Origin of the sequence: Mycobacterium sp. 852013-50091_SCH5140682 (assembly GCF_001665685.1) — a bacterium.
GTDB lineage: Bacteria > Actinomycetota > Actinomycetes > Mycobacteriales > Mycobacteriaceae > Mycobacterium.
In genome coordinates this window covers 1-17,659 of sequence record NZ_LZTB01000091.1, presented here as the reverse complement: position 1 = coordinate 17,659, position 17,659 = coordinate 1, and the positions used below count along the sequence as shown (strand labels likewise).

Here is a 17,659-nt window from a genome sequence, read left to right as displayed (position 1 = left end):
TCTCCGTCGCCCAAACCGGCCATGTCTTGGCGACGTGCATGCCAGGCATGGCAAGCTAGGGACTGTGCGTTTGACCGTCCTGGGATGCTCCGGCAGCGTTGTCGGCCCAGATTCTCCGGCGTCGGGGTATCTCGTCACCGCGCCGGACACGGTGCCGATGGTGATCGACTTCGGCGGCGGCGTTCTCGGCGCACTGCAGCGCTACGCCGACCCCAATGCGGTCAACGTGTTGCTGTCACATCTGCATGCCGATCACTGCCTGGACCTGCCCGGACTCTTCGTGTGGCGGCGCTATCACCCGATCCCGGCCACCGATCGCGGCATCATGTACGGCCCCGCCAACACCTGGGCCCGGCTCGGTGCGGCCTCCTCGCCCGAAGGTGGCGAGATCGATGACTTCACCGACATCTTCGATGTCCGTAACTGGGTGGACGGCGAGGCCATCGAGCTGGGCACGCTGAACATCACCCCGCGGTTGGTATGCCATCCCACCGAGTCGTACGGCATGCGGTTCACCGACCCGTCCGGAGCGACGCTGGTGTACAGCGGCGACACCGGCTACTGCGATGCGCTCGTGGATCTGGCGCGCGGCGCCGACGTATTCCTGTGTGAAGCATCGTGGACCGACGATCCGTCACGCCCGCCGCGGCTGCACCTGTCCGGCGCCGAGGCCGGGCGCGCTGCCGCTGCCGCCGGTGTCGGTGAGCTGTTGCTCACCCACATTCCGCCGTGGACGTCGCGTGAGGACGTGATCAGCGAGGCCAAGGCCGAGTTCGACGGCCCGGTGCACGCCGTGGTGTGCGGCGAGGTATTCGACATCACCCGATAGGGTTGGCGGGTGTCCAGACGAGAAGACGGCCGCCTCGACGACGAGCTGCGCCCGGTAGTCATCACCCGTGGCTTCACCAATCATCCGGCCGGCTCGGTGCTGGTGGAATTCGGCCAGACCCGTGTCATGTGCACCGCCTCGGTCACTGAGGGCGTGCCGCGCTGGCGCAAAGGTTCCGGGCAGGGCTGGCTGACGGCCGAGTACGCGATGCTTCCTGCCGCTACCCATGACCGGTCGGACCGTGAGTCGGTCAAGGGCCGGGTCGGCGGCCGCACGCAGGAGATCAGCCGGCTCGTGGGCCGCTCGCTGCGGGCCTGCATCGACCTTGGGGCGTTGGGGGAGAACACCATTGCCATCGACTGCGATGTGCTGCAGGCCGACGGCGGCACCCGCACGGCAGCCATCACGGGTGCCTACGTCGCGCTGGCCGACGCTGTGACATACCTGGCTGCCGCGGGACGGCTCTCGGATCCGCGGCCGCTGTCGTGCGCCATTGCCGCGGTGTCGGTCGGCGTGGTCGACGGTCGCGTGCGGGTCGATCTGCCCTACACCGAGGATTCCCGGGCCGAGGTGGACATGAATGTCGTCGCCACCGACACCGGAACGCTCGTCGAGATCCAGGGCACCGGCGAAGGGGCGACCTTCCCGCGCTCGACGCTCGACAAGCTGCTGGATGCCGCACTCGGCGCCTGCGAGCAGTTGTTCGTCATTCAGCGCGAGGCGCTGGAGTTGCCGTATCCCGGTGTGCTGCCTGAGGGGCCGGCGCCCAAGAAGTCGTTCGGAAGCTGAGGGCGGATGCCTGAGCTGTTGGTCGCCAGCCGCAATCCGAAGAAGCTGGCCGAGCTCCGGCGGGTGCTCGATGCCGCTGGGGTGTCCGGGCTTTCGCTGCTTTCCCTGGCCGACGTCCCGCCGTTCGACGAGGCACCCGAGACCGGCGCGACCTTCGAGGAGAACGCGCTCGCCAAGGCCACCGATGGATTCAAAGCCACCGGTCTGGCGTGTGTGGCTGATGATTCCGGGATCGCGGTCGCGGCCCTCAACGGCATGCCCGGTGTGCTGTCGGCGCGGTGGTCGGGCAAGCATGGCGACGACGCCGCCAATACCGCACTGCTGCTGGGTCAGCTGGCAGATGTGCCCGACGAGCGACGCGGCGCGGCGTTCGTATCGGCGTGCGCGCTGGTGTCAGCCTCCGGTTCGACGGTGGTGCGCGGCGAGTGGCCAGGCACGGTCATCCGCGAGCGCCGCGGCGACGGCGGCTTCGGCTACGACCCGGTGTTCCTGCCCGACGGATCGACGCGGACAGCCGCCGAGCTGTCGCCTGCCGAGAAGGATGCGGCATCGCACCGCGGGCGGGCGCTGGCGCTGTTGGTGCCTGCGTTGCGGGAGCTGGCCGGCTCTACAGGTCTTACAGGCTGAAGCGCTCTTTGATCGCGATGGTGTTGAAGTGCTCGGCGATGATGCCCAGCAGCGGGATGGTGCCGGCGAGCAGGGTGCCGATGGTCTTGCCGAGGGGCCAGCGGATTTTGACCGCGAGGTTGGCGGTGAACATCAGGTACACGAAGTACACCCAGCCGTGGACGATGCCGATCCAGCTCGGCGGATTGTCCACCTGAACGATGTATTTGAGCACCATCTCGTAGCAGAGCGCGATCAGCCACAGACCGGTCGCCCACGCCATCACGCGGTAGCCCAGCAGGGCCTTGCGGATGGTCTCCTTGGGCGTGGTGACCTCGGTGTCCGGTTCGGGTGCGGTCATCTGTCGGTCCTGTCTTCCTTCTCTGCATCGCTCTTGGCCAGTTCGGCGAGGTACCTGTTGTACTCACTCATGGCCTGATCGTCGTCGTCTTGTATTGCCGGCCTCGGCCTTTCGGGTAGCAGCCCGGCAGGGATCTCCGTCTGTTCGGCCACCGGCTGCGGTGGCGCGTCCTCGTAACGGACGAACTTGTAGTACGCATAGAAGCAGAAGGCGGCGAACATCGGCCACTGCAGGGCGTAGCCCAGATTCTGGAAGGAACCGGAGACCGATTCATACCGCGTCCACTGCCACCAGGCCAGCCCCATACAGCCGGCAGCAGCGAGGCAGACCAGTGCGATGAGCGCTGGCCTCCTACGCCGTGTAGTGGACATTAGTCCACGGTACCGCGCGAGCCTGGATCAGCTCACATCCGTCAGACCTTCGGGCCAATGAACTCGTCGAGACGTGCGGTCGCCGCCTTCCGGTAGACCGCCACGTCGTATTGGCTGGGTCGGGTCCAGGGGATATCCAATTGGTCGAGAGCGGCGCAATAGAGCCGCCGGATGTCGTCCGATCTGTTCGAGAAGTGATAGCGGACGCTTTTGACACCGCGATCGTCGGCGACGACGCGGCAGCCGTCGCTGTGGATCAGGCCACGCACGAATTGTTCAGTCGATTCTTTGACGAGTATCTCTTGCCAGTCCTCCAGTTGAATCGGCCTCAAGTGCTTCTTTCCTGGACCGTGCTGAGGCAGTAGACATGGCCAGTGTTTGGAGCTCATGGAGACATCGGCGCAGCCGTCAGAACGCCACACGATAGCCGCTCGTTGTCCGGGCATGAGCAGGTTGATCGCTTCGCGGCACTGGTCGATGATTCCCGGATACTTGGTGTCGAGCGTGATCCTCAGGCGCCACGTACGGGGGAACTTGGAAATACAACCGTCCCCGAGATACATGCCGAGGACATAGCAGTACGCATCGGCCGGAAGTGCCGAGAAGTCGTGGCTGATTCGACACTCGAATGGATCACGTGGATATCGCAGTCGACTGCTTGGCCTATTTCGCCATTCCCACACTGTCTTGCGAGGGATGCCCGTAAGCCGCGCAATGGCGCAGTCGTTCATGCCTGAGGCGATGAGCTCGTTGACGGTTGTGAACTCGTCCGCGGACCGCATGCCAGTTCCTTCCGCAGGTGTTGAAGGCAACGTAATTGGTGCCACCGACAGATTCGTCAGCGCGACGAGAGGCTAGGCTGATGTGCTAGCGCGCGAGTGTCGGAACTGGCAGACGAGATGGATTTAGGTTCCATTGCCTTAGGGCGTGGGGGTTCGAGTCCCCCCTCGCGCACTCATGTCGCCTCGCCGACCTCGCGATATTGGCCCTCCATTTGAGAAAATGGGGCACGTTCCGATGGCTCGCGGCAGGAGGAAATCGATGATCGAACTGCTTCCCGATATGCCCGACGGGGTGTTCGGCATCCGGGTGACCGGCAAGGTGAGCGGCGATGACTTACGACAGTTCCGACCCAAGATCGACGAGCTGTCGAAGACGAGCGAGATCAGAATCGTCGAGGTCATCGAAGACTATGAGGGTTTCGGGCCTGGTGGGCTCGTTGAGGATCTCAAGCTCGGGATGGGGATGCTCGCGCATCACCACGCGGCGTTCAAGAGGATCGCCGTCGTGTCCGACAAGGAATGGGTGGCCCTGGCCATGCACGCGTTCGCGTGGATGATCCCCGGCGAGCTCAAAGTCTTTGGCCTCGAAGAGCTCGATGCCGCCAAGGAGTGGGCGGCCGGCTGAGTTTTGCGGCGTGTGTTCTCGCTCCACGAACTCGCCTCCGTCAAACGGTGAAAAACCCTGCCGCACAGCGGAATGGTGGTGCCGAAATCGTGCATCCCTGGAAACCTGCGCCAAACACTCTGGGGGCCTTGGCTTGTCACCAGCGGGCTCACCTGCTCGGCTCGAGCCAACACGAGCATGTCCGGGCGCGGCGGCAAGGGCTGGAATGCAAGTTGGGTACGGCAAATCGGGGTCGGTCAGCGGATGCTGTTAGGCGGACTCATCCTTTCCGATCTTGTCCGCGGCTTCGACCGCGGCCAGCGGCCCCTGTCGGCTCTGCAGCGCCTGCATCGCGGTGCGCGCGTAGATCATCTGGCTGGTGATGGCCATCTGGCCCCGGCCGCGGCCCAGGAAGGTGATGAACCAGGTCACCAGTGTGGTCAACCGATTCTTGTAGCCGACCAGATAGACCAGGTGCAGCACCAGCCACGCCAGCCATGCCAACGGGCCGCCGAATTCGAGTTTCTTGGGCGACTTCGGGATCGGCACCTGGGCCACCGCGTCGAATCGTGACACCGTCGCCATGCTGCCCTTGTCCCAGTATTTGAACGGCTCGCGGTTCGCCGGATCGTCCTGACCCGCCAGCGAGCGCTTGACGATGTCGGTCGCGTAGGCGGCGCCCTGAATCGCGCCCTGCGCCATCCCGGGCACATCGGGGACTGCCATCAGGTCACCCACTACGAACACGTACGGGTGGCCTTTGACAGTCAGATCCGGTTCGACGAGGACCCGGCCGGCCCGGTCGGTCTGGCTGCCATCGGACTGCTCGGCGATCAACTTGCCCAGCGGGCTGGCCTGCACCCCGGCCGACCACACCTTGCAGGCGCATTCGATACGGCGTTCACCACCGTCCTTGTCCTTGACGGTGATGCCCATGTAGTCCACGTCACCATGGCGTTGAGCTGGATCTCGACGCCGAGCTGTTCCAGGCGCTTCTGGGCCTTGAGGCCGAGCTTGGGACCCATCGGCGGCAAGGCGTGACGGTCTCCTGCGACATGAGCTTCGAGGTGACTGTCTTGGCTTGTAGGTCAATGCCTTCCACTTCGCCGAGGCGAACCCTGACGTTCTTCTGGTCGCGCAGTACCAGGCGGGTGGTAGGTGCGATCTCGCCTTCGGAGAGGATGCCCGTGGCTACCTGATAGAGCAGCGGCTGAAAAAGATGCGTCGTGGTCCGCGAGATCAAAGTGACGTCGACGTCGGCGTGCTTGAGGGATCTTGCCGCCTTCAAACCGCCGAATCCGGACCCGATGATCACGACCTGGTGGCGTTGGGCGACGGTGGTCATCTTGCTCCTTCGGGCGCAGCGGCAGGACCGAATGACACCAGCAAACATACCGGCTGACGTCGCCGTGAGGGCTCGAGTCTGTGGCAACCGCCTCCAGTTCGACGATATGGTCGTGGATCTGGCGAAGTCGCAACATTTTCGTCGAACTCGGCGACAAAGCCCGAGGACCTACCGGTCGAACCGGCCCGCCAAATACTCAGTGCGGCACGCATTCCGGGCCAGCTTGCCGCTGGTCGTGCGGGGGATGACGCCGGCCGCGACCATCCGCACATCGGCGACGCGGACCTGATGGTGGCGTGACACCGCCGCGCGGACGGCGTCGACGATCGGTCCGGGCTCGGCGCGACCTGCGCCTGCGGCACGCTCGGCGACGACGACCAGCTCTTCGGCACGTGAACCGGGCACCGAGAACGCCGCGACGTAACCCGAGCGCACCGCGCGTGACGCCTCGCTGACGGTGGCCTCGATGTCGGTCGGGTAGTGGTTGCGGCCGTCGACGATGATCATGTCCTTGATGCGGCCGGTCACGTACAGCTCGCCGTTGACGTATACGCCGAGATCGCCTGTCGCCAACCACAATCCGTTGTCGGGGACACCTTCGGCATGGCTGCCCGCGTCGAGCCGGGTCTGCAGCTTGTTGCCGAATACGCGCTGAGACTCATCGGGCCTGCCGAAGTAGCCACGGCCGATGTTGTTGCCGTGCAGCCAAATCTCACCGACGTGGCAGTCGGCCATCTCGTCGCCGTCAGCGCCGGCGATCACCACCCACTGGTTGGGAATCGCGCGACCGCACGACACATGCGCCACGGCGCCCTCGGCGTCGGCATCGACCACAACAGCGAGCCCGGCGTTGAGCTGGTCGCGGTCCAGATAGATGACACTCGCGGTCTCGTCGGGTGCGATGCTGGCGACCGACAGCGTGGCTTCGGCCATCCCGTAGGAGGGCTTCACCGTCGTCGCCGGGAGTCCGTAGGGCGCGAACGCGGCGTTGAACTCCTCGATGGAGGACATGGTCACCGGCTCGGAGCCGTTGAGAAGTGTGACGACATTGCTCAGGTCGATCGACTCACCCTTGGGTGGCAGACCGCGCTGCGCGCACAGCTCGAATGCGAAGTTCGGCGCGGCGGCCAACGTCGGTCCGGTGGCCGATTCCTCGGCGAGGCGCTTGATCCAGCGGTACGGGCGCCGCACGAACGCCATCGGGTCCATGAGCGTGATGTGGTTGCCGCACAACGCCGGGAACATGATCATGATCAGGCCCATGTCGTGATACAGCGGCAGCCAGCTGACGCCGCGGACGCCCATTTCCAGATCGCCGGCCAGGATCATCTGCATCACGTTGGTGCACACGTTGCGGTGGGTGATTTCGACGCCGGCCGGGGTCCGCGTGGATCCCGACGTGTATTGGAGATACGCGACGTCGTCGGTGTCGCGCGTTACCGGCGTGAACATCGCGGCGAGCGAATCCGGAACGGCGTCCACAGCGATCATGCGGGGTCGCTCGTCGGCGGGCAGGGTGCGTAGGAAGCTGCGGACGGATTCCGATGCCGCGGTCGTCGTCAACACGACGGTGGGTTTGGCGTCGGCCAGCACCGCGGCCAGGCGCTCGGCATGACCGGCGAGGCTGGGTGCGAACAACGGGACCGCGATGTTGCCCGCGTGTACCGCGGCGAAGAACGCCGATACGTACTCGACGCCCTGCGGCGCCAGAACGGCCACCCGGTCTCCCGGCGAGGTGACCTGTTGCAGGCGAGCGCCGATCGAGCGCACCTGCGACCACAGGCCGTTCCAGCTCAGCTCGATGATCTTTCCGTCGGGGTCCGACGAGTAATCCACGAATCTGTAGGCCGGTGCATCGCCGAACGCCGCCCGGTTGCCTTCCAGAAACGATGTCATCATCACGCCGTCCGGCACGACGATGGTGCCATCGGCGAGGACGTAGTCCTCGATGCTGCCGCGTGACGGTTCGACAGACGCACGCGCGGTGTCGCCGTTCAGAGCTTCCCGACCCATAGCGCAAATAATAATAGTGACGCTAAATACCCTATGTCTCCTGGACATATGACGGTTGTCACCGCCGCATGGTGGTGTGACCGTCCTCACATCGCGGTAGCGACAACGGCAGCCCGAACCACGGCAGCACGCTGCTGTCGAAGCGGGTCATGGCACTGATGCGGTCCCCGTCGAGGGTGAGTACCAACAGCCCCGCGGCATGCCGGGCACCTCCCGCACCGCGATGGTACGAGCCGAACGCCAGTTGCCGGTTCGCGCGCGTCGGTACCAGGTCATAGTGCCGCCCAGGCCGCATGACTGCGGCATAGAACCGAGCCACCACATCGCGACCCTGGTATTCCAGCGGCACCGGCGGCATCGAGATGGTGACGTCTTCGGTGAGCAGTGCGACCAGACCGTCGACGTCACCGGATTGGTACGCGCGCACAAACCTGTCCACCAACGCCTGTTCGGCCGGGGAACCCGGCGTGGGCGGAGTCGCAGCGGAGGGGAGTCCCTGGCGCAATCCGGCGCGGGCCCGTTTCAGCGCGCTGTTGACGGAATCGACCGTGCTGCCGAGGATCTCGGCGACCTCGTCGGCGTGATAACCGAGCACGTCGCGCAGGATCAGCACGGCGCGCTGGCGCGGTGCCAGCAATTGCAGGGCCGTCATGAAGGCCAGTGAGATGGTCTCTTGCTGTTCGTATGACGCCTCGGGTATCAGCGCGTCCGGATATGGCTCCAGCCACACCACTTCGCTCAGCCGGGTCGGCTCGGGCGGTTCGATCTCGTTGATGTCCCACTCCTTGGCCGGGCGCCGCTTGGCCGTCCGCAGCGCGTTGAGACAGCGGTTGGTGGCGATCCGGTAGAGCCAGGTCCGGACCGACGACCTTTCTTCGAACCCGCCGAGGTTCTGCCATGCCGACAGCAGCGTGTCCTGCACGGCGTCCTCGGCGACCTGCACCGAACCCAGCATCCGGTAGCAGTGCACCTGCAATTCCCGGTGGTGCGGCTCGGTGAGCTCCCGAAATGCCGCGCCATCACCGGCACGGGCGCGCTCGATCAGTTCCACATACATAGAGACACGCGGCAAGACGAAAACTTGTCGCGGTCACCGCGCCCAGTTTTCGGCGTCCCCGGCGTCTCAACTGATATGACGAAATTCGATATCGCCGGGACCACGGCGATCGTGACGGGTGCGGGCCGGGGGTTCGGCCGCGGCGTCGCGACTGCTCTGGTCGGTGCCGGTGCTCACGTGATCGGCGTTGCCCGTGGCGGCGCCCAACTGGACGATGTCGGTGCGCAACTGGGTGCCAGGTTCACGCCTGTGTGCGCTGACGCCGCCGATGCCGCGACGGCCGTCCAGCTCATCGACCGGTACCGCCCAGCTGTGATCGTGCTGGCGGCCGGTGCGGCTCCACGGATGGGCAGGCTCGTCGAACAGACGTGGGAGAGCTTCAGCGAGAACTCGGCCGTTGCGGCGTACGCAGCGGCGGCGGGTGTCGACCCGGACGCCTTCGTCACGCGCCGGGGAGCGGTCCTCACTCCCGAGCAGGTCGGCAAGGCGATCCTCGAAATCCTCGCCGCACCGCAGCACCGGGCGTATCTGCTCGGTGCCGAAGGTCCTACCCAATTACCGTGAACAGAAAGGATATTCGGATGAACACACCTCCGATCGTGACGGCCGAGGACTGGGACAAGGCGCGACGGCGCCTGCTCGTGAAAGAGAAAGAGCACACTCGAGCGGGTGACGCGCTGGCCGCCGAACGGCGAAGGATGCCGTGGCTGGCGGTCGAGAAGCCCTATGTGTTTCACGGGCCGGACGGCGAACTGAGCCTGCTCGACCTGTTCGCCGGGCGCCGCCAGCTGATCGTGTACCGGGCGTTCTTCGAACCGGGCGTATACGGCTGGCCCGAACACGCCTGCCGCGGATGCTCGATGGTCGCCGACCATGTCGGCAACCTCGCGCATCTCAACGCACGCGATACGACACTCGTATTCGTGTCCCGAGCGCCGCAGGCCGATATCGCGCGGGTGCAGCAGCGGATGGGATGGGATATCCCGTGGTACACCATCACCGACAGCTTCGACTCCGACTTCGGCGTCGACGAATGGCACGGCACCAATGCACTCATCCGCGACGGCGAGTCGGTCTTCCGGACCTACTTCGTGGACAACCGCGGTGACGAGGTGTTCGGCAACACCTGGAGCTACCTGGACATCACCGCACTCGGGCGGCAGGAAGACTGGGAGGATTCGCCGGACGGATACCCGAAGACGCCGCCGTACCAATGGTGGAACTGGCACGACGAGTACGAGGATCCACGGTCGCCTGACGAGTGGATCGCGCGGGCGACGGCCGCGCAGGAACTCTTCAAGTGACTCTTTTCGGGCGCAGGCTCTGTGCGGTGCTCGCGGCGTGTTCGGCCGCACTGCACGGTGTTTCCCTCCTGTCAGAGACGGGCATCGCCGCGGTGCTCACTGCGGCGATGCTCGTCGCGTGTCTGTACTGCGCCCGCGATCTGTGGGGGCAGGGGACGCTGCGGGCGTGGACGACGGTAGCGCTGATGAATCTCGCCATGATCGCGGTGCACCTGCCCATGCCGGTGGGTCATCACCATGGCGCTCAAGGGGCAAGCCCGCACACCGAGGCGATGACAGCGGCCACCTGGCTCGCTCTGGCCGAGATCACCGCTGCGGCGTCAGTATTGTTCTGGCGCACGCGATCCCGCGACATCCTCCTGGGGCAGCGTCACAGCGTCCATCAAGCAACGTGCTTGCAGGGTGCGGTCGCGGCACGTCGCGAGCAGGGCGCGGCGGTCGATCCGTGACCAATCAAGTTGGTAGCCCGCATGTTCGGCGAGGTACTGCAGGAAAACCCGTTGGGTGCGGCCGTTGCCCTCCCGGAACGGGTGCAGCCGGTTGATCGCGGTGAAGTGTCTGCCTAGCCCTTCGACGAACTCGTCGCGGTCCAGGCCGCAGAGGTAATCGTCCTCCTGGATCCGGACGAACACGTGCGCGGCAGCGGCCACCAGCGTTCGCGCAGGCGCGAATTGGCTGGTGCTGCCCGACTTGAAGATGTCCACGGTCCGCAGCTGGCCGGCGAACGGATAGACGTCTCCGAACAGATGCCGGTGGATCGCCTTGAGGTGCTCCAGGTCGAAATCTCCCGGCAACGGATGCTCTGACAGCTGGATGTGCCGGACGGTGACGAGATCGTGCTCGGCCGTCACCAACGCGGCGATGGTGCGGGCATGCACCAGGTTGGTCAGTATCCCCGTCGTGGGATCGACGTAACTGGACCGACGGGGCATGACCTTCTCAGATCGTGTTGATCCGCGAAGCAGTGCGGCGCACGAGTTCATCGGCGTCGATCGCGCCGTGCTCGTAACTCTGAAGGTCGCCACGGAGTTCCTCCGACGGCGCGCCGGCTTCCAGGCCCGCGGTGTGCACGGCGGCGTTGACCGCAGCGGTGCGGGCGGCAACCTGCTCGGCGAGCTGGCGTTCGATGAGCTTGCGGTGCCGGGTGAACAACCGCGGATTGTCCATCGAGAACACCGCCGTCGCGACACCGTCGCGCTCATAGAGCGCCACGAACGATGCCGCAGACGCGTCGCCGTCGACGAATCGGACGACGTCACCGGGCTGCCGGTGCCCGGCGAATTGCAGTTGGCGCCCATACTGTTTGGACCAGAAGTACGGTGCGGCATGCGGTGCGGGGGGCGTGCCGAGGATCGCCGAGGCCACAATGCGGGCCTGCTGGGTGGCGTTGGTCCAATGTTCGCTGCGGTGGTGTGCCCCGAGGTGGACGTTGAACGACGTCGCGCAGTCGCCGACGGCGTACACACCGGGCGCCTCGGTACGGCACGAATCGTCGGTGCGGAAGCCGTTCTCGATGGTGATCTCCGAATGCGTCAACCACTCCGTATTGGGTACCGCGCCCACGCCGACGACGACCACGTCGGCGGCTAGCTCAGTGCCGTCGTCGAGCAGCACGCCCGTGACCCGGTCCTCAACGGTCACCCCGGACACGCAGACACCGGTCAGCAACGTCACGCCGTTCTGCGCGTGCAGCGCCGTGCACGCCGCCGCGATCTCTTCGCCGAGAATCCCGGCAAGTGGCGCCTTGGACATCTCGACAACGGTGACGTCGATGCCGCGGCCGGCTGCGGTGCTGGCGACCTCTGCCCCGATGAACCCTGCACCGACGACCACCAGCCGCTGCGCCTTCTCGAGGGAACTGCGGAGCGCGCGGGCGTCGTCGACCGTGCGCAGGGTGTGCACACCGGGCAGTGCCGGGCAGCCCGGCAGTGAGCGGGCGCGCGCTCCGGTGGCCAATACGACGGCGTCGGCGTCCAAGGTGGAGCCGTCGTCGAGTGTCACGGTGTGCCCGCCGCTCGCATCGGAGGTCAGCCCGACTGCGGCGCGGCCCAGCACCCACTCGGCTCGCAGCGCGTCGATGTCGTCCGATTCCGCCAGCTCGAGCGAGGGCTCGCCGGTCAGATATTCCTTGGACAGCGGCGGGCGGTCGTAGGGCATGTGCGGCTCGTCGCCGATGACGGTGACCCGTCCTTCGTATCCGGCGGCGCGCAGCTCCCGGACCGTGGACAGGCCGGCAAGGGATGCGCCGATCACGACGATCGATGTCGGGTGGCTCATGATGCGCTCGCTTCGAGCCAGATCTGGCCGTCCTCGACGCCGACGCGATGCGTGCGTACCGCGATTTTCGCGGGCGGTCCGGACACCTCGCCCGTGCGCAGGTCGAAGCAGGATTCGTGCAGCGGGCACTCTACGGTGCAATCCTCGACCCAACCGTCGGCCAGCGACGCATCCTGATGAGTGCACGTGTCGTCGATGGCGAACAGACCGGAGTCGGTATGGAAGATCGTGATCGGGTCCTGGCCCTCTAACCGCACGGTGAGCACCTCGCCGACGGGCAGCTCATCGAGCTGTCCGACGACACTACGGCCGGACGTCGGCGAGCCGATGGGCTCGGTCGACGGCAGGGAAGACGCATCCACAGCCACAGTCCTTTCGTCGTTGCGATAGGCGCAACATGTTCTTATAACGCAACAGTCTGCTCCTGTGAGCCGCCTCACGTCAACCCGTTGACATGACCTAGGCCATACGCAATCATTGATGCGGAAGGCGCACTCGTTGCGTGTTCAGCAACAAAAAACCGAAGGGGAGACGATACGCGATGAGCGACTGCCCGCCCTGTCGGCAGAGTGCATGCGCACGGCGACGTGCGCGCACTCAAACAGCCCCGACGAACTTTTCGTGATCACGCGTCCGAACAACGCCAATTCGACTGTGGCGTTCGGCTTCTCGGGTCACGGATCCACATTCATACCGGCGCTGGCGAGATGCTGGCCGATCTCGCAGGCACCGGTGCCACAGCCCATCCCATCGAACTCTTCGACACACGACGGTTGGTGAAATTTATGACGACAATCGACAACCCCACGCCTGCAGCCGCGGGTACCAATCCCGAAGGCGGCAGCCTCATTCGCACATTGGGCGGCGAATACTATTGGGACCCTGAGATTTTCCGGTCCGAGCAGGAGAACATCTTCGAGAAGATGTGGTTCTGCGCGGTGCGCAGCAGCGACCTGCCCGAACCAGGTGATTTCCGCAAGGTCCAGGTGGGCCGGGAGAGCGTGCTGATCGTCCGTGGCCGGGACAAGCAAATCCGCGCATTCCTGAACATCTGCCGGCACCGCGGAGCGATGCTGTGCACCGAGGACTCGGGTGCGGTCAAGCGGCATCTGCGCTGCCCGTACCACGCCTGGACCTACGGGCTGGACGGCAAGCTGGTCGCGGCCCCCAACTTGGGCACGCTCAAGGGTGAGGACGGTGCGGACATCGACCGCACCGAATACGGTCTGGTGCCCGTCGCGCTGCGTGAGTGGCTCGGCTACGCGTGGGTCTGCCTGGCGGACGAACCGCCGTCGTTCGAGAACGACGTGATCGGTGCAGTCACCGAACGGCTGGGCGATCCGGCCGCCATCGACCACTACCACATCGATGAGTTGGCTGTCGGCCGCCGGGTGGTCTACGACGTGGCTGCCAACTGGAAGCTGATCGTCGAGAACTTCATGGAGTGCTACCACTGCGCCACCATCCACCCTGAGCTGACCGAGGTGCTGCCGGAGTTCGCCGACGGGCTGGCTGCGCAGTACTTCGTCGGGCACGGTGCCGCGTTCGGTGAGGATGTCGACGGTTTCACCATCGATGGCCGGGCCGGCTTCGACACCATCGACGGCGTCACGGAAGACCAGGACCGCAAGTACTACGCGATCACGGTGCGGCCGACGGTGTTCATCAACCTGGTGCCCGATCACGTGATCCTGCACCGGATGTTCCCGCTGGCCCACGACCGCACCATCGTGGAATGCGACTGGCTGTACGTGCCCGACGTGGTTGCTTCGGGTAAGGATGTCGAGCATTCGATGGAGCTGTTCCATCGGGTCAATCAGCAGGACTTCGAAGCCTGTGAACGTACACAACCGGCAATGTCCTCACGGGCATACCGAAATGGGGGTGTACTTGTACCCGCCGAGCACCACATCGGGGAATTCCACGAGTGGACGCTGGCCAAATTGGGCGACACCCAGTCGAAGGGGTAGCTGATGTCCGATATCGGGATGACGATGCAGCCCAGCCTTTACATCGACGGAAAGTGGGTGCATGCCGGCGACGGCGGCACGCGCGACATCGTCAACCCGGCGGACAGCACCGTAGTCGCTGTCGTCGACGAGGCCACAGCGGCGGATGCGTCCGCCGCTGTGGCCGCGGCCCGGACTGCGTTCGACAGCGGTCCGTGGCCGCACACGCCGATCGCCGAACGTGCCGCGGTGCTCGACCGCATCGCCGACCTGTTGGCCCGCGACCGTGACGAGCTCGCCCGAATCGAGACCCTCGATACGGGGAAGACGTTGCGGGAGAGCCACATCGACATCGACGATGTGATCTCGGTGTTCCGCTACTACGCCAACCTGGCGGCAGTGGAGGCCGACCGGGTTGTCGACGTCGGCGATCCGACGGTGATCAGCAGGGTGGTGCGGGAACCGGTCGGAGTGTGTGTGCTGATCGCACCGTGGAACTACCCGTTGCTGCAGATCGCCTGGAAGATCGCGCCAGCGCTGGCCGCCGGATGCACCATGGTGGCCAAACCCAGCGAGGTCACCCCGCTGAGCACCATCGTGCTGGTCCGGCTGGCCGAGGAGGCCGGTGTTCCGGCCGGCGTGCTCAACCTGATCCAGGCCAGCGGCGCCGCGGTCGGCGCCGCTCTGACCGATACGCCCGACGTCGACCTCATCTCGTTCACCGGCGGGGCGGCCACGGGGACGTCGATCGCCCGCACCGCGGCCGCTCACGCGACCCGCGTGGCACTGGAGCTCGGGGGCAAGAATCCCCACATCGTGTTCGCAGACACCGATTTCGACATCGCCGTCGATCGGGTGCTGACCGGTGTCTTCATGCACTCCGGGCAGGTCTGCTCGTCGGGTACGCGGCTGATCATCGAGGAGTCCATCGCCGACGAATTCGTGGCGGCGCTGGTCGCTCGAGCGGAGCGGATCAGATTCGGGGACGGTCTCGATGAGACCAGCGAGACCGGGCCGTTGGTGTCGCTGGCACACCGGGAGAAGGTGGAATCCTATGTGGCATTGGGGATTTCCGAGGGTGCAAAGTTGGTCACCGGGGGTGCGCGGCCAACCGATCCCAAGTACGCGGCAGGCAGTTTCTACCCACCCACCATCTTCGACCACTGCGATCGGAGCATGCGGGTGGTGACCGAGGAGACCTTCGGTCCGATCCTGACCGTCGAGCGGTTCAGCACCGAGGCCCAGGCGATCGAGCTGGGCAACGACACACCGTATGGCCTTGCCGCCGGTGTCCGCACCGCGGACCCGGCAAGGGCCGAACGCGTCGCGCGCGCATTGCGGGCAGGCACGGTGTGGATCAACGACTTCGGCTTCTACACACCGGCCGCCGAGTGGGGCGGCTTCAAGAAGTCGGGGAACGGCCGCGAGCTCGGACCGACGGGGCTCGCCGAATATCAAGAGATCAAACACATCTGGAACAGCACCTCGCCGTCGGTGGCGGGCTGGTTCAACGGCGAATAACCCACCACTTCTCTCGAAGGATGCACCACCATGTCAATTCGGTCAGACAGCCAAGCCGATGAAAGTGGGATGGAGGACTTCGGCTACAAGGAGTCCTTGGACCGCAGTATCGGCAAGTTCGCGAGTTTCGCGGCCGGGGTCAGTTACATCTCGATCCTGACCGGTACCTTCCAGCTTTTCTATGTCGGTTTTGGCAATGCCGGCCCGGCCTATCTGTGGTCGTGGCCAATGGTTTTCGTCGGCCAGATGGCTGTCGCGTTGTGTTTCATGGAGCTCTCCGCCAAGTACCCGGTCGCCGGGTCGGTCTACAACTGGTCGAAGAAGCTCGGCAGCCGCATCGTTGGGTGGAGCTCAGGCTGGCTGATGCTGACCGCGTCCATCGTCACGCTCTCGGCGGTGGTGCTGGCATTGCAGCTCAACCTGCCCCGGCTGTGGAGCGGCTTCCAGATGATCGGTGACGGCACCGGAAAGTACGACTTCGCCGCCAACGCAATCATTCTGGGCGTTATCCTGATCGCCTTCACCACCACGATCAACGCCTTCGGCGTGCGGCTGATGGCGATGATCAACAGCGCCGGCGTGTTCATCGAGCTGATCGCGGCCGTGCTCATCGCCGTCATCCTGGCGTTCAACATCAAGCGTGGTCCCAGCGTGTTCTTCTCCACCCACGGTTACGGTGCGGATCTGCCGGGCGGGTACATGGGTGCCTTCCTGGTGGCATCGCTGGCGTCGCTGTACGTGATGTATGGCTTCGACACGGCCAGCTCGCTGGGCGAGGAGACGGTCGAACCCCGACGTACCGCACCGAAGGCCATCCTGCGGGCGATCTTGGCGTCCTTCGTGATTGGTGGGGCCATCCTGGTGTTCGCCGTGATGTCCGCGCCGGATCTCAACGACCCGCTGCTGGGCAGCCCCGACGGCAGCCTGCAGTACATCGTCGAGAAGGTGATGTGGGGTCCGCTCGGCAAGATCTTCCTGGTCTGCATCGTGGTGGCGGTGACGGTGTGTTCATTGGCCGTGCACACTGCGGCCATCCGGCTCACGTTCGCCATGGCCCGTGACAACGCTCTTCCGTTCGGCGAGAAGCTGGCTCGCGTCCATCCCAAGACTCAGGCCCCGGTGGTCCCGGCCGTCGTGATCGGTGTGATCGCCGCGTTGATCCTCGTGATCAACCTCGGTCAGCCCAAGGTGTTCACGGTGTTGACGTCGATCGCCATCATCATGATCTACCTCGCCTATCTGATGGTGACCGGCCCGATGCTCAAGAAGCGGCTGCAAGGCCAGTGGCCGCCGGCCGACCTCAAGGAAGGCAACTACTTCACCATGGGCAAATGGGGTATGGCGGTCAACATCTTCGCCGTGCTGTGGGGCGTTGGCATGGCTATCAACCTGGCGTGGCCGCGCGTCGCCATCTACGGCGATCCCTGGTACAACACCTGGGGCGCGTTCGTCTACATCGGCGTCATCCTCGGCCTTGGTCTCGTGTGGTACTTCGTCAAGGGCCGTCATCACCTCGGCACTCTGGCCTCCCACGCGGCGGACAAGCAGTAAGCCGCAGTCTGCCAGCGCCCCAACATGTTCCGTGCGATAGCCGGCGGAGCCCACTGAACCCTGCGGGTCCACCAGACCCGTGCTGCGATCGGACGCAACGTCGGCTCCTGCTCGCAGCGCCCACCGACACCTTTGTCACACCCGATTCCGGAAGGCACGACCGATGAGCGAAAACTCCACACCCGTTGCGACCTACGACTACGTCATCGCCGGCGGCGGTACTGCGGGATGTGTTCTCGCGGCCAGGCTCAGCGAGGACCCGTCGGTCAGCGTGTGCCTCATCGAGGCGGGCCCGTCGGA

The 17,659-nt window shown here is 65.2% G+C and carries 18 protein-coding genes, 1 tRNA gene and 1 pseudogene; 11 read left to right on the top strand and 9 right to left on the bottom strand.

Annotated features, from left to right (window positions below; translation table 11 throughout):
• Positions 1-64: 64 nt before the first annotated feature.
• From A5784_RS23395 to A5784_RS23385, 3 genes are read left to right on the top strand one after another with little or no spacing between them, the layout of a single operon-like run.
• Positions 65-829, top strand: coding sequence for a cyclic nucleotide-degrading phosphodiesterase (locus A5784_RS23395; RefSeq protein ID WP_029371911.1), 765 nt, complete (start codon positions 65-67; stop codon positions 827-829).
• Positions 830-838: 9 nt separating this feature from the next.
• Positions 839-1,618, top strand: coding sequence for a ribonuclease PH (gene rph, locus A5784_RS23390; protein ID WP_064947265.1), 780 nt, complete (start codon positions 839-841; stop codon positions 1,616-1,618).
• Positions 1,619-1,624: 6 nt separating this feature from the next.
• Positions 1,625-2,245 (top strand): non-canonical purine NTP pyrophosphatase, encoded by a 621-nt coding sequence (locus tag A5784_RS23385; RefSeq protein ID WP_064947264.1) that lies wholly within the window; start codon positions 1,625-1,627, stop codon positions 2,243-2,245.
• Here A5784_RS23385 and A5784_RS23380 read toward each other — a convergent pair.
• The 3 genes from A5784_RS23380 to A5784_RS23370 are packed head-to-tail and all read right to left on the bottom strand — an operon-like array spanning position 2,235 to position 3,738.
• Entirely contained in the window at positions 2,235-2,585 is a 351-nt protein-coding gene (locus tag A5784_RS23380) for a DUF3817 domain-containing protein (protein ID WP_029371915.1), read from the bottom strand. The genes A5784_RS23385 and A5784_RS23380 overlap by 11 nt on opposite strands.
• A complete protein-coding gene (locus A5784_RS23375; protein ID WP_064947263.1) occupies positions 2,582-2,956 on the bottom strand; it encodes a hypothetical protein in 375 nt (124 codons plus the stop codon). Before A5784_RS23375 ends, A5784_RS23380 begins: the two co-directional genes overlap by 4 nt.
• 41 nt (positions 2,957-2,997) lie before the next feature.
• On the bottom strand, positions 2,998-3,738 hold the full coding sequence (locus A5784_RS23370) for a helix-turn-helix domain-containing protein (protein ID WP_064947262.1): 741 nt from the start codon (positions 3,736-3,738) through the stop codon (positions 2,998-3,000).
• A 90-nt stretch (positions 3,739-3,828) separates the two neighbouring features.
• Between A5784_RS23370 and A5784_RS23365 the strand changes: the two genes are divergently transcribed.
• Together A5784_RS23365 and A5784_RS23360 are read left to right on the top strand one after the other, a co-directional pair.
• A tRNA-Leu gene (locus tag A5784_RS23365) sits at positions 3,829-3,910 on the top strand.
• Positions 3,911-3,997: 87 nt separating this feature from the next.
• Positions 3,998-4,363 carry a SpoIIAA family protein gene (locus A5784_RS23360; RefSeq protein WP_064947261.1) on the top strand — a complete coding sequence of 122 codons (366 nt, stop codon included), beginning with the start codon at positions 3,998-4,000 and terminating at the stop codon, positions 4,361-4,363.
• A 249-nt stretch (positions 4,364-4,612) separates the two neighbouring features.
• Here the strand turns inward: A5784_RS23360 and A5784_RS23355 are convergent.
• From A5784_RS23355 to A5784_RS23345, 3 genes and pseudogenes are all read right to left on the bottom strand, one after another.
• Positions 4,613-5,687 (bottom strand): annotated as a pseudogene (locus A5784_RS23355) (NAD(P)/FAD-dependent oxidoreductase).
• Between the two features lie 168 nt (positions 5,688-5,855).
• Positions 5,856-7,700, bottom strand: coding sequence for a fatty acyl-AMP ligase (locus A5784_RS23350; protein ID WP_064947260.1), 1,845 nt, complete (start codon positions 7,698-7,700; stop codon positions 5,856-5,858).
• Between the two features lie 58 nt (positions 7,701-7,758).
• Positions 7,759-8,757: a sigma-70 family RNA polymerase sigma factor gene (locus tag A5784_RS23345; protein ID WP_064947259.1), complete on the bottom strand. Its 999-nt coding sequence runs from the start codon at positions 8,755-8,757 to the stop codon at positions 7,759-7,761.
• Positions 8,758-8,832: 75 nt separating this feature from the next.
• Between A5784_RS23345 and A5784_RS23340 the strand changes: the two genes are divergently transcribed.
• Together A5784_RS23340 and A5784_RS23335 are read left to right on the top strand one after the other, a co-directional pair.
• Positions 8,833-9,321 carry an SDR family NAD(P)-dependent oxidoreductase gene (locus tag A5784_RS23340; RefSeq protein ID WP_064947258.1) on the top strand — a complete coding sequence of 163 codons (489 nt, stop codon included), beginning with the start codon at positions 8,833-8,835 and terminating at the stop codon, positions 9,319-9,321.
• Positions 9,322-9,338: 17 nt separating this feature from the next.
• A complete protein-coding gene (locus tag A5784_RS23335; RefSeq protein WP_064947257.1) occupies positions 9,339-10,061 on the top strand; it encodes a DUF899 domain-containing protein in 723 nt (240 codons plus the stop codon).
• A gap of 320 nt (positions 10,062-10,381) precedes the next feature.
• On the opposite strand, the gene A5784_RS23330 is transcribed toward A5784_RS23335, so the two are convergent.
• The 3 genes from A5784_RS23330 to A5784_RS23320 are packed head-to-tail and all read right to left on the bottom strand — an operon-like array spanning position 10,382 to position 12,667.
• A complete protein-coding gene (locus tag A5784_RS23330; RefSeq protein WP_064947256.1) occupies positions 10,382-10,993 on the bottom strand; it encodes a Fic/DOC family protein in 612 nt (203 codons plus the stop codon).
• Positions 10,994-11,000: 7 nt separating this feature from the next.
• Positions 11,001-12,338, bottom strand: coding sequence for an FAD-dependent oxidoreductase (locus A5784_RS23325; RefSeq protein WP_197514851.1), 1,338 nt, complete (start codon positions 12,336-12,338; stop codon positions 11,001-11,003).
• Positions 12,335-12,667 carry a bifunctional 3-phenylpropionate/cinnamic acid dioxygenase ferredoxin subunit gene (locus A5784_RS23320; RefSeq protein ID WP_064947287.1) on the bottom strand — a complete coding sequence of 111 codons (333 nt, stop codon included), beginning with the start codon at positions 12,665-12,667 and terminating at the stop codon, positions 12,335-12,337. Before A5784_RS23320 ends, A5784_RS23325 begins: the two co-directional genes overlap by 4 nt.
• Positions 12,668-13,123: 456 nt before the next feature.
• Between A5784_RS23320 and A5784_RS23315 the strand changes: the two genes are divergently transcribed.
• From A5784_RS23315 to A5784_RS37730, 4 genes are all read left to right on the top strand, one after another.
• Positions 13,124-14,308: an aromatic ring-hydroxylating oxygenase subunit alpha gene (locus tag A5784_RS23315; protein WP_064947286.1), complete on the top strand. Its 1,185-nt coding sequence runs from the start codon at positions 13,124-13,126 to the stop codon at positions 14,306-14,308.
• Positions 14,309-14,311: 3 nt separating this feature from the next.
• A complete protein-coding gene (locus A5784_RS23310; protein ID WP_502687536.1) occupies positions 14,312-15,808 on the top strand; it encodes an aldehyde dehydrogenase family protein in 1,497 nt (498 codons plus the stop codon).
• A 30-nt stretch (positions 15,809-15,838) separates the two neighbouring features.
• On the top strand, positions 15,839-17,359 hold the full coding sequence (locus A5784_RS23305) for an APC family permease (RefSeq protein WP_064947255.1): 1,521 nt from the start codon (positions 15,839-15,841) through the stop codon (positions 17,357-17,359).
• 163 nt (positions 17,360-17,522) lie between these two features.
• A partial coding sequence (locus A5784_RS37730; RefSeq protein ID WP_156750729.1) for a lycopene cyclase family protein occupies positions 17,523-17,659 on the top strand: 137 nt, incomplete at its 3' end.

Excerpts from the sequence above, each read along its gene's own strand:
- A5784_RS23370 (WP_064947262.1), bottom strand. The coding sequence starts at position 3,738 with ATGCGGTCCGCGGACGAGTTCACAACCGTCAACGAGCTCATCGCCTCA.
- A5784_RS23345 (WP_064947259.1), bottom strand. The coding sequence starts at position 8,757 with ATGTATGTGGAACTGATCGAGCGCGCCCGTGCCGGTGATGGCGCGGCA.
- A5784_RS23340 (WP_064947258.1), top strand. The coding sequence starts at position 8,833 with ATGACGAAATTCGATATCGCCGGGACCACGGCGATCGTGACGGGTGCG.
- A5784_RS23385 (WP_064947264.1), top strand. The coding sequence starts at position 1,625 with ATGCCTGAGCTGTTGGTCGCCAGCCGCAATCCGAAGAAGCTGGCCGAG.
- A5784_RS23360 (WP_064947261.1), top strand. The coding sequence starts at position 3,998 with ATGATCGAACTGCTTCCCGATATGCCCGACGGGGTGTTCGGCATCCGG.
- A5784_RS23325 (WP_197514851.1), bottom strand. The coding sequence starts at position 12,338 with ATGAGCCACCCGACATCGATCGTCGTGATCGGCGCATCCCTTGCCGGC.
- A5784_RS23350 (WP_064947260.1), bottom strand. The coding sequence starts at position 7,700 with ATGGGTCGGGAAGCTCTGAACGGCGACACCGCGCGTGCGTCTGTCGAA.
- A5784_RS23375 (WP_064947263.1), bottom strand. The coding sequence starts at position 2,956 with ATGTCCACTACACGGCGTAGGAGGCCAGCGCTCATCGCACTGGTCTGC.
- A5784_RS23335 (WP_064947257.1), top strand. The coding sequence starts at position 9,339 with ATGAACACACCTCCGATCGTGACGGCCGAGGACTGGGACAAGGCGCGA.
- A5784_RS23380 (WP_029371915.1), bottom strand. The coding sequence starts at position 2,585 with ATGACCGCACCCGAACCGGACACCGAGGTCACCACGCCCAAGGAGACC.
- A5784_RS23315 (WP_064947286.1), top strand. The coding sequence starts at position 13,124 with ATGACGACAATCGACAACCCCACGCCTGCAGCCGCGGGTACCAATCCC.
- A5784_RS23310 (WP_502687536.1), top strand. The coding sequence starts at position 14,312 with ATGTCCGATATCGGGATGACGATGCAGCCCAGCCTTTACATCGACGGA.
- A5784_RS23305 (WP_064947255.1), top strand. The coding sequence starts at position 15,839 with ATGTCAATTCGGTCAGACAGCCAAGCCGATGAAAGTGGGATGGAGGAC.
- A5784_RS23330 (WP_064947256.1), bottom strand. The coding sequence starts at position 10,993 with ATGCCCCGTCGGTCCAGTTACGTCGATCCCACGACGGGGATACTGACC.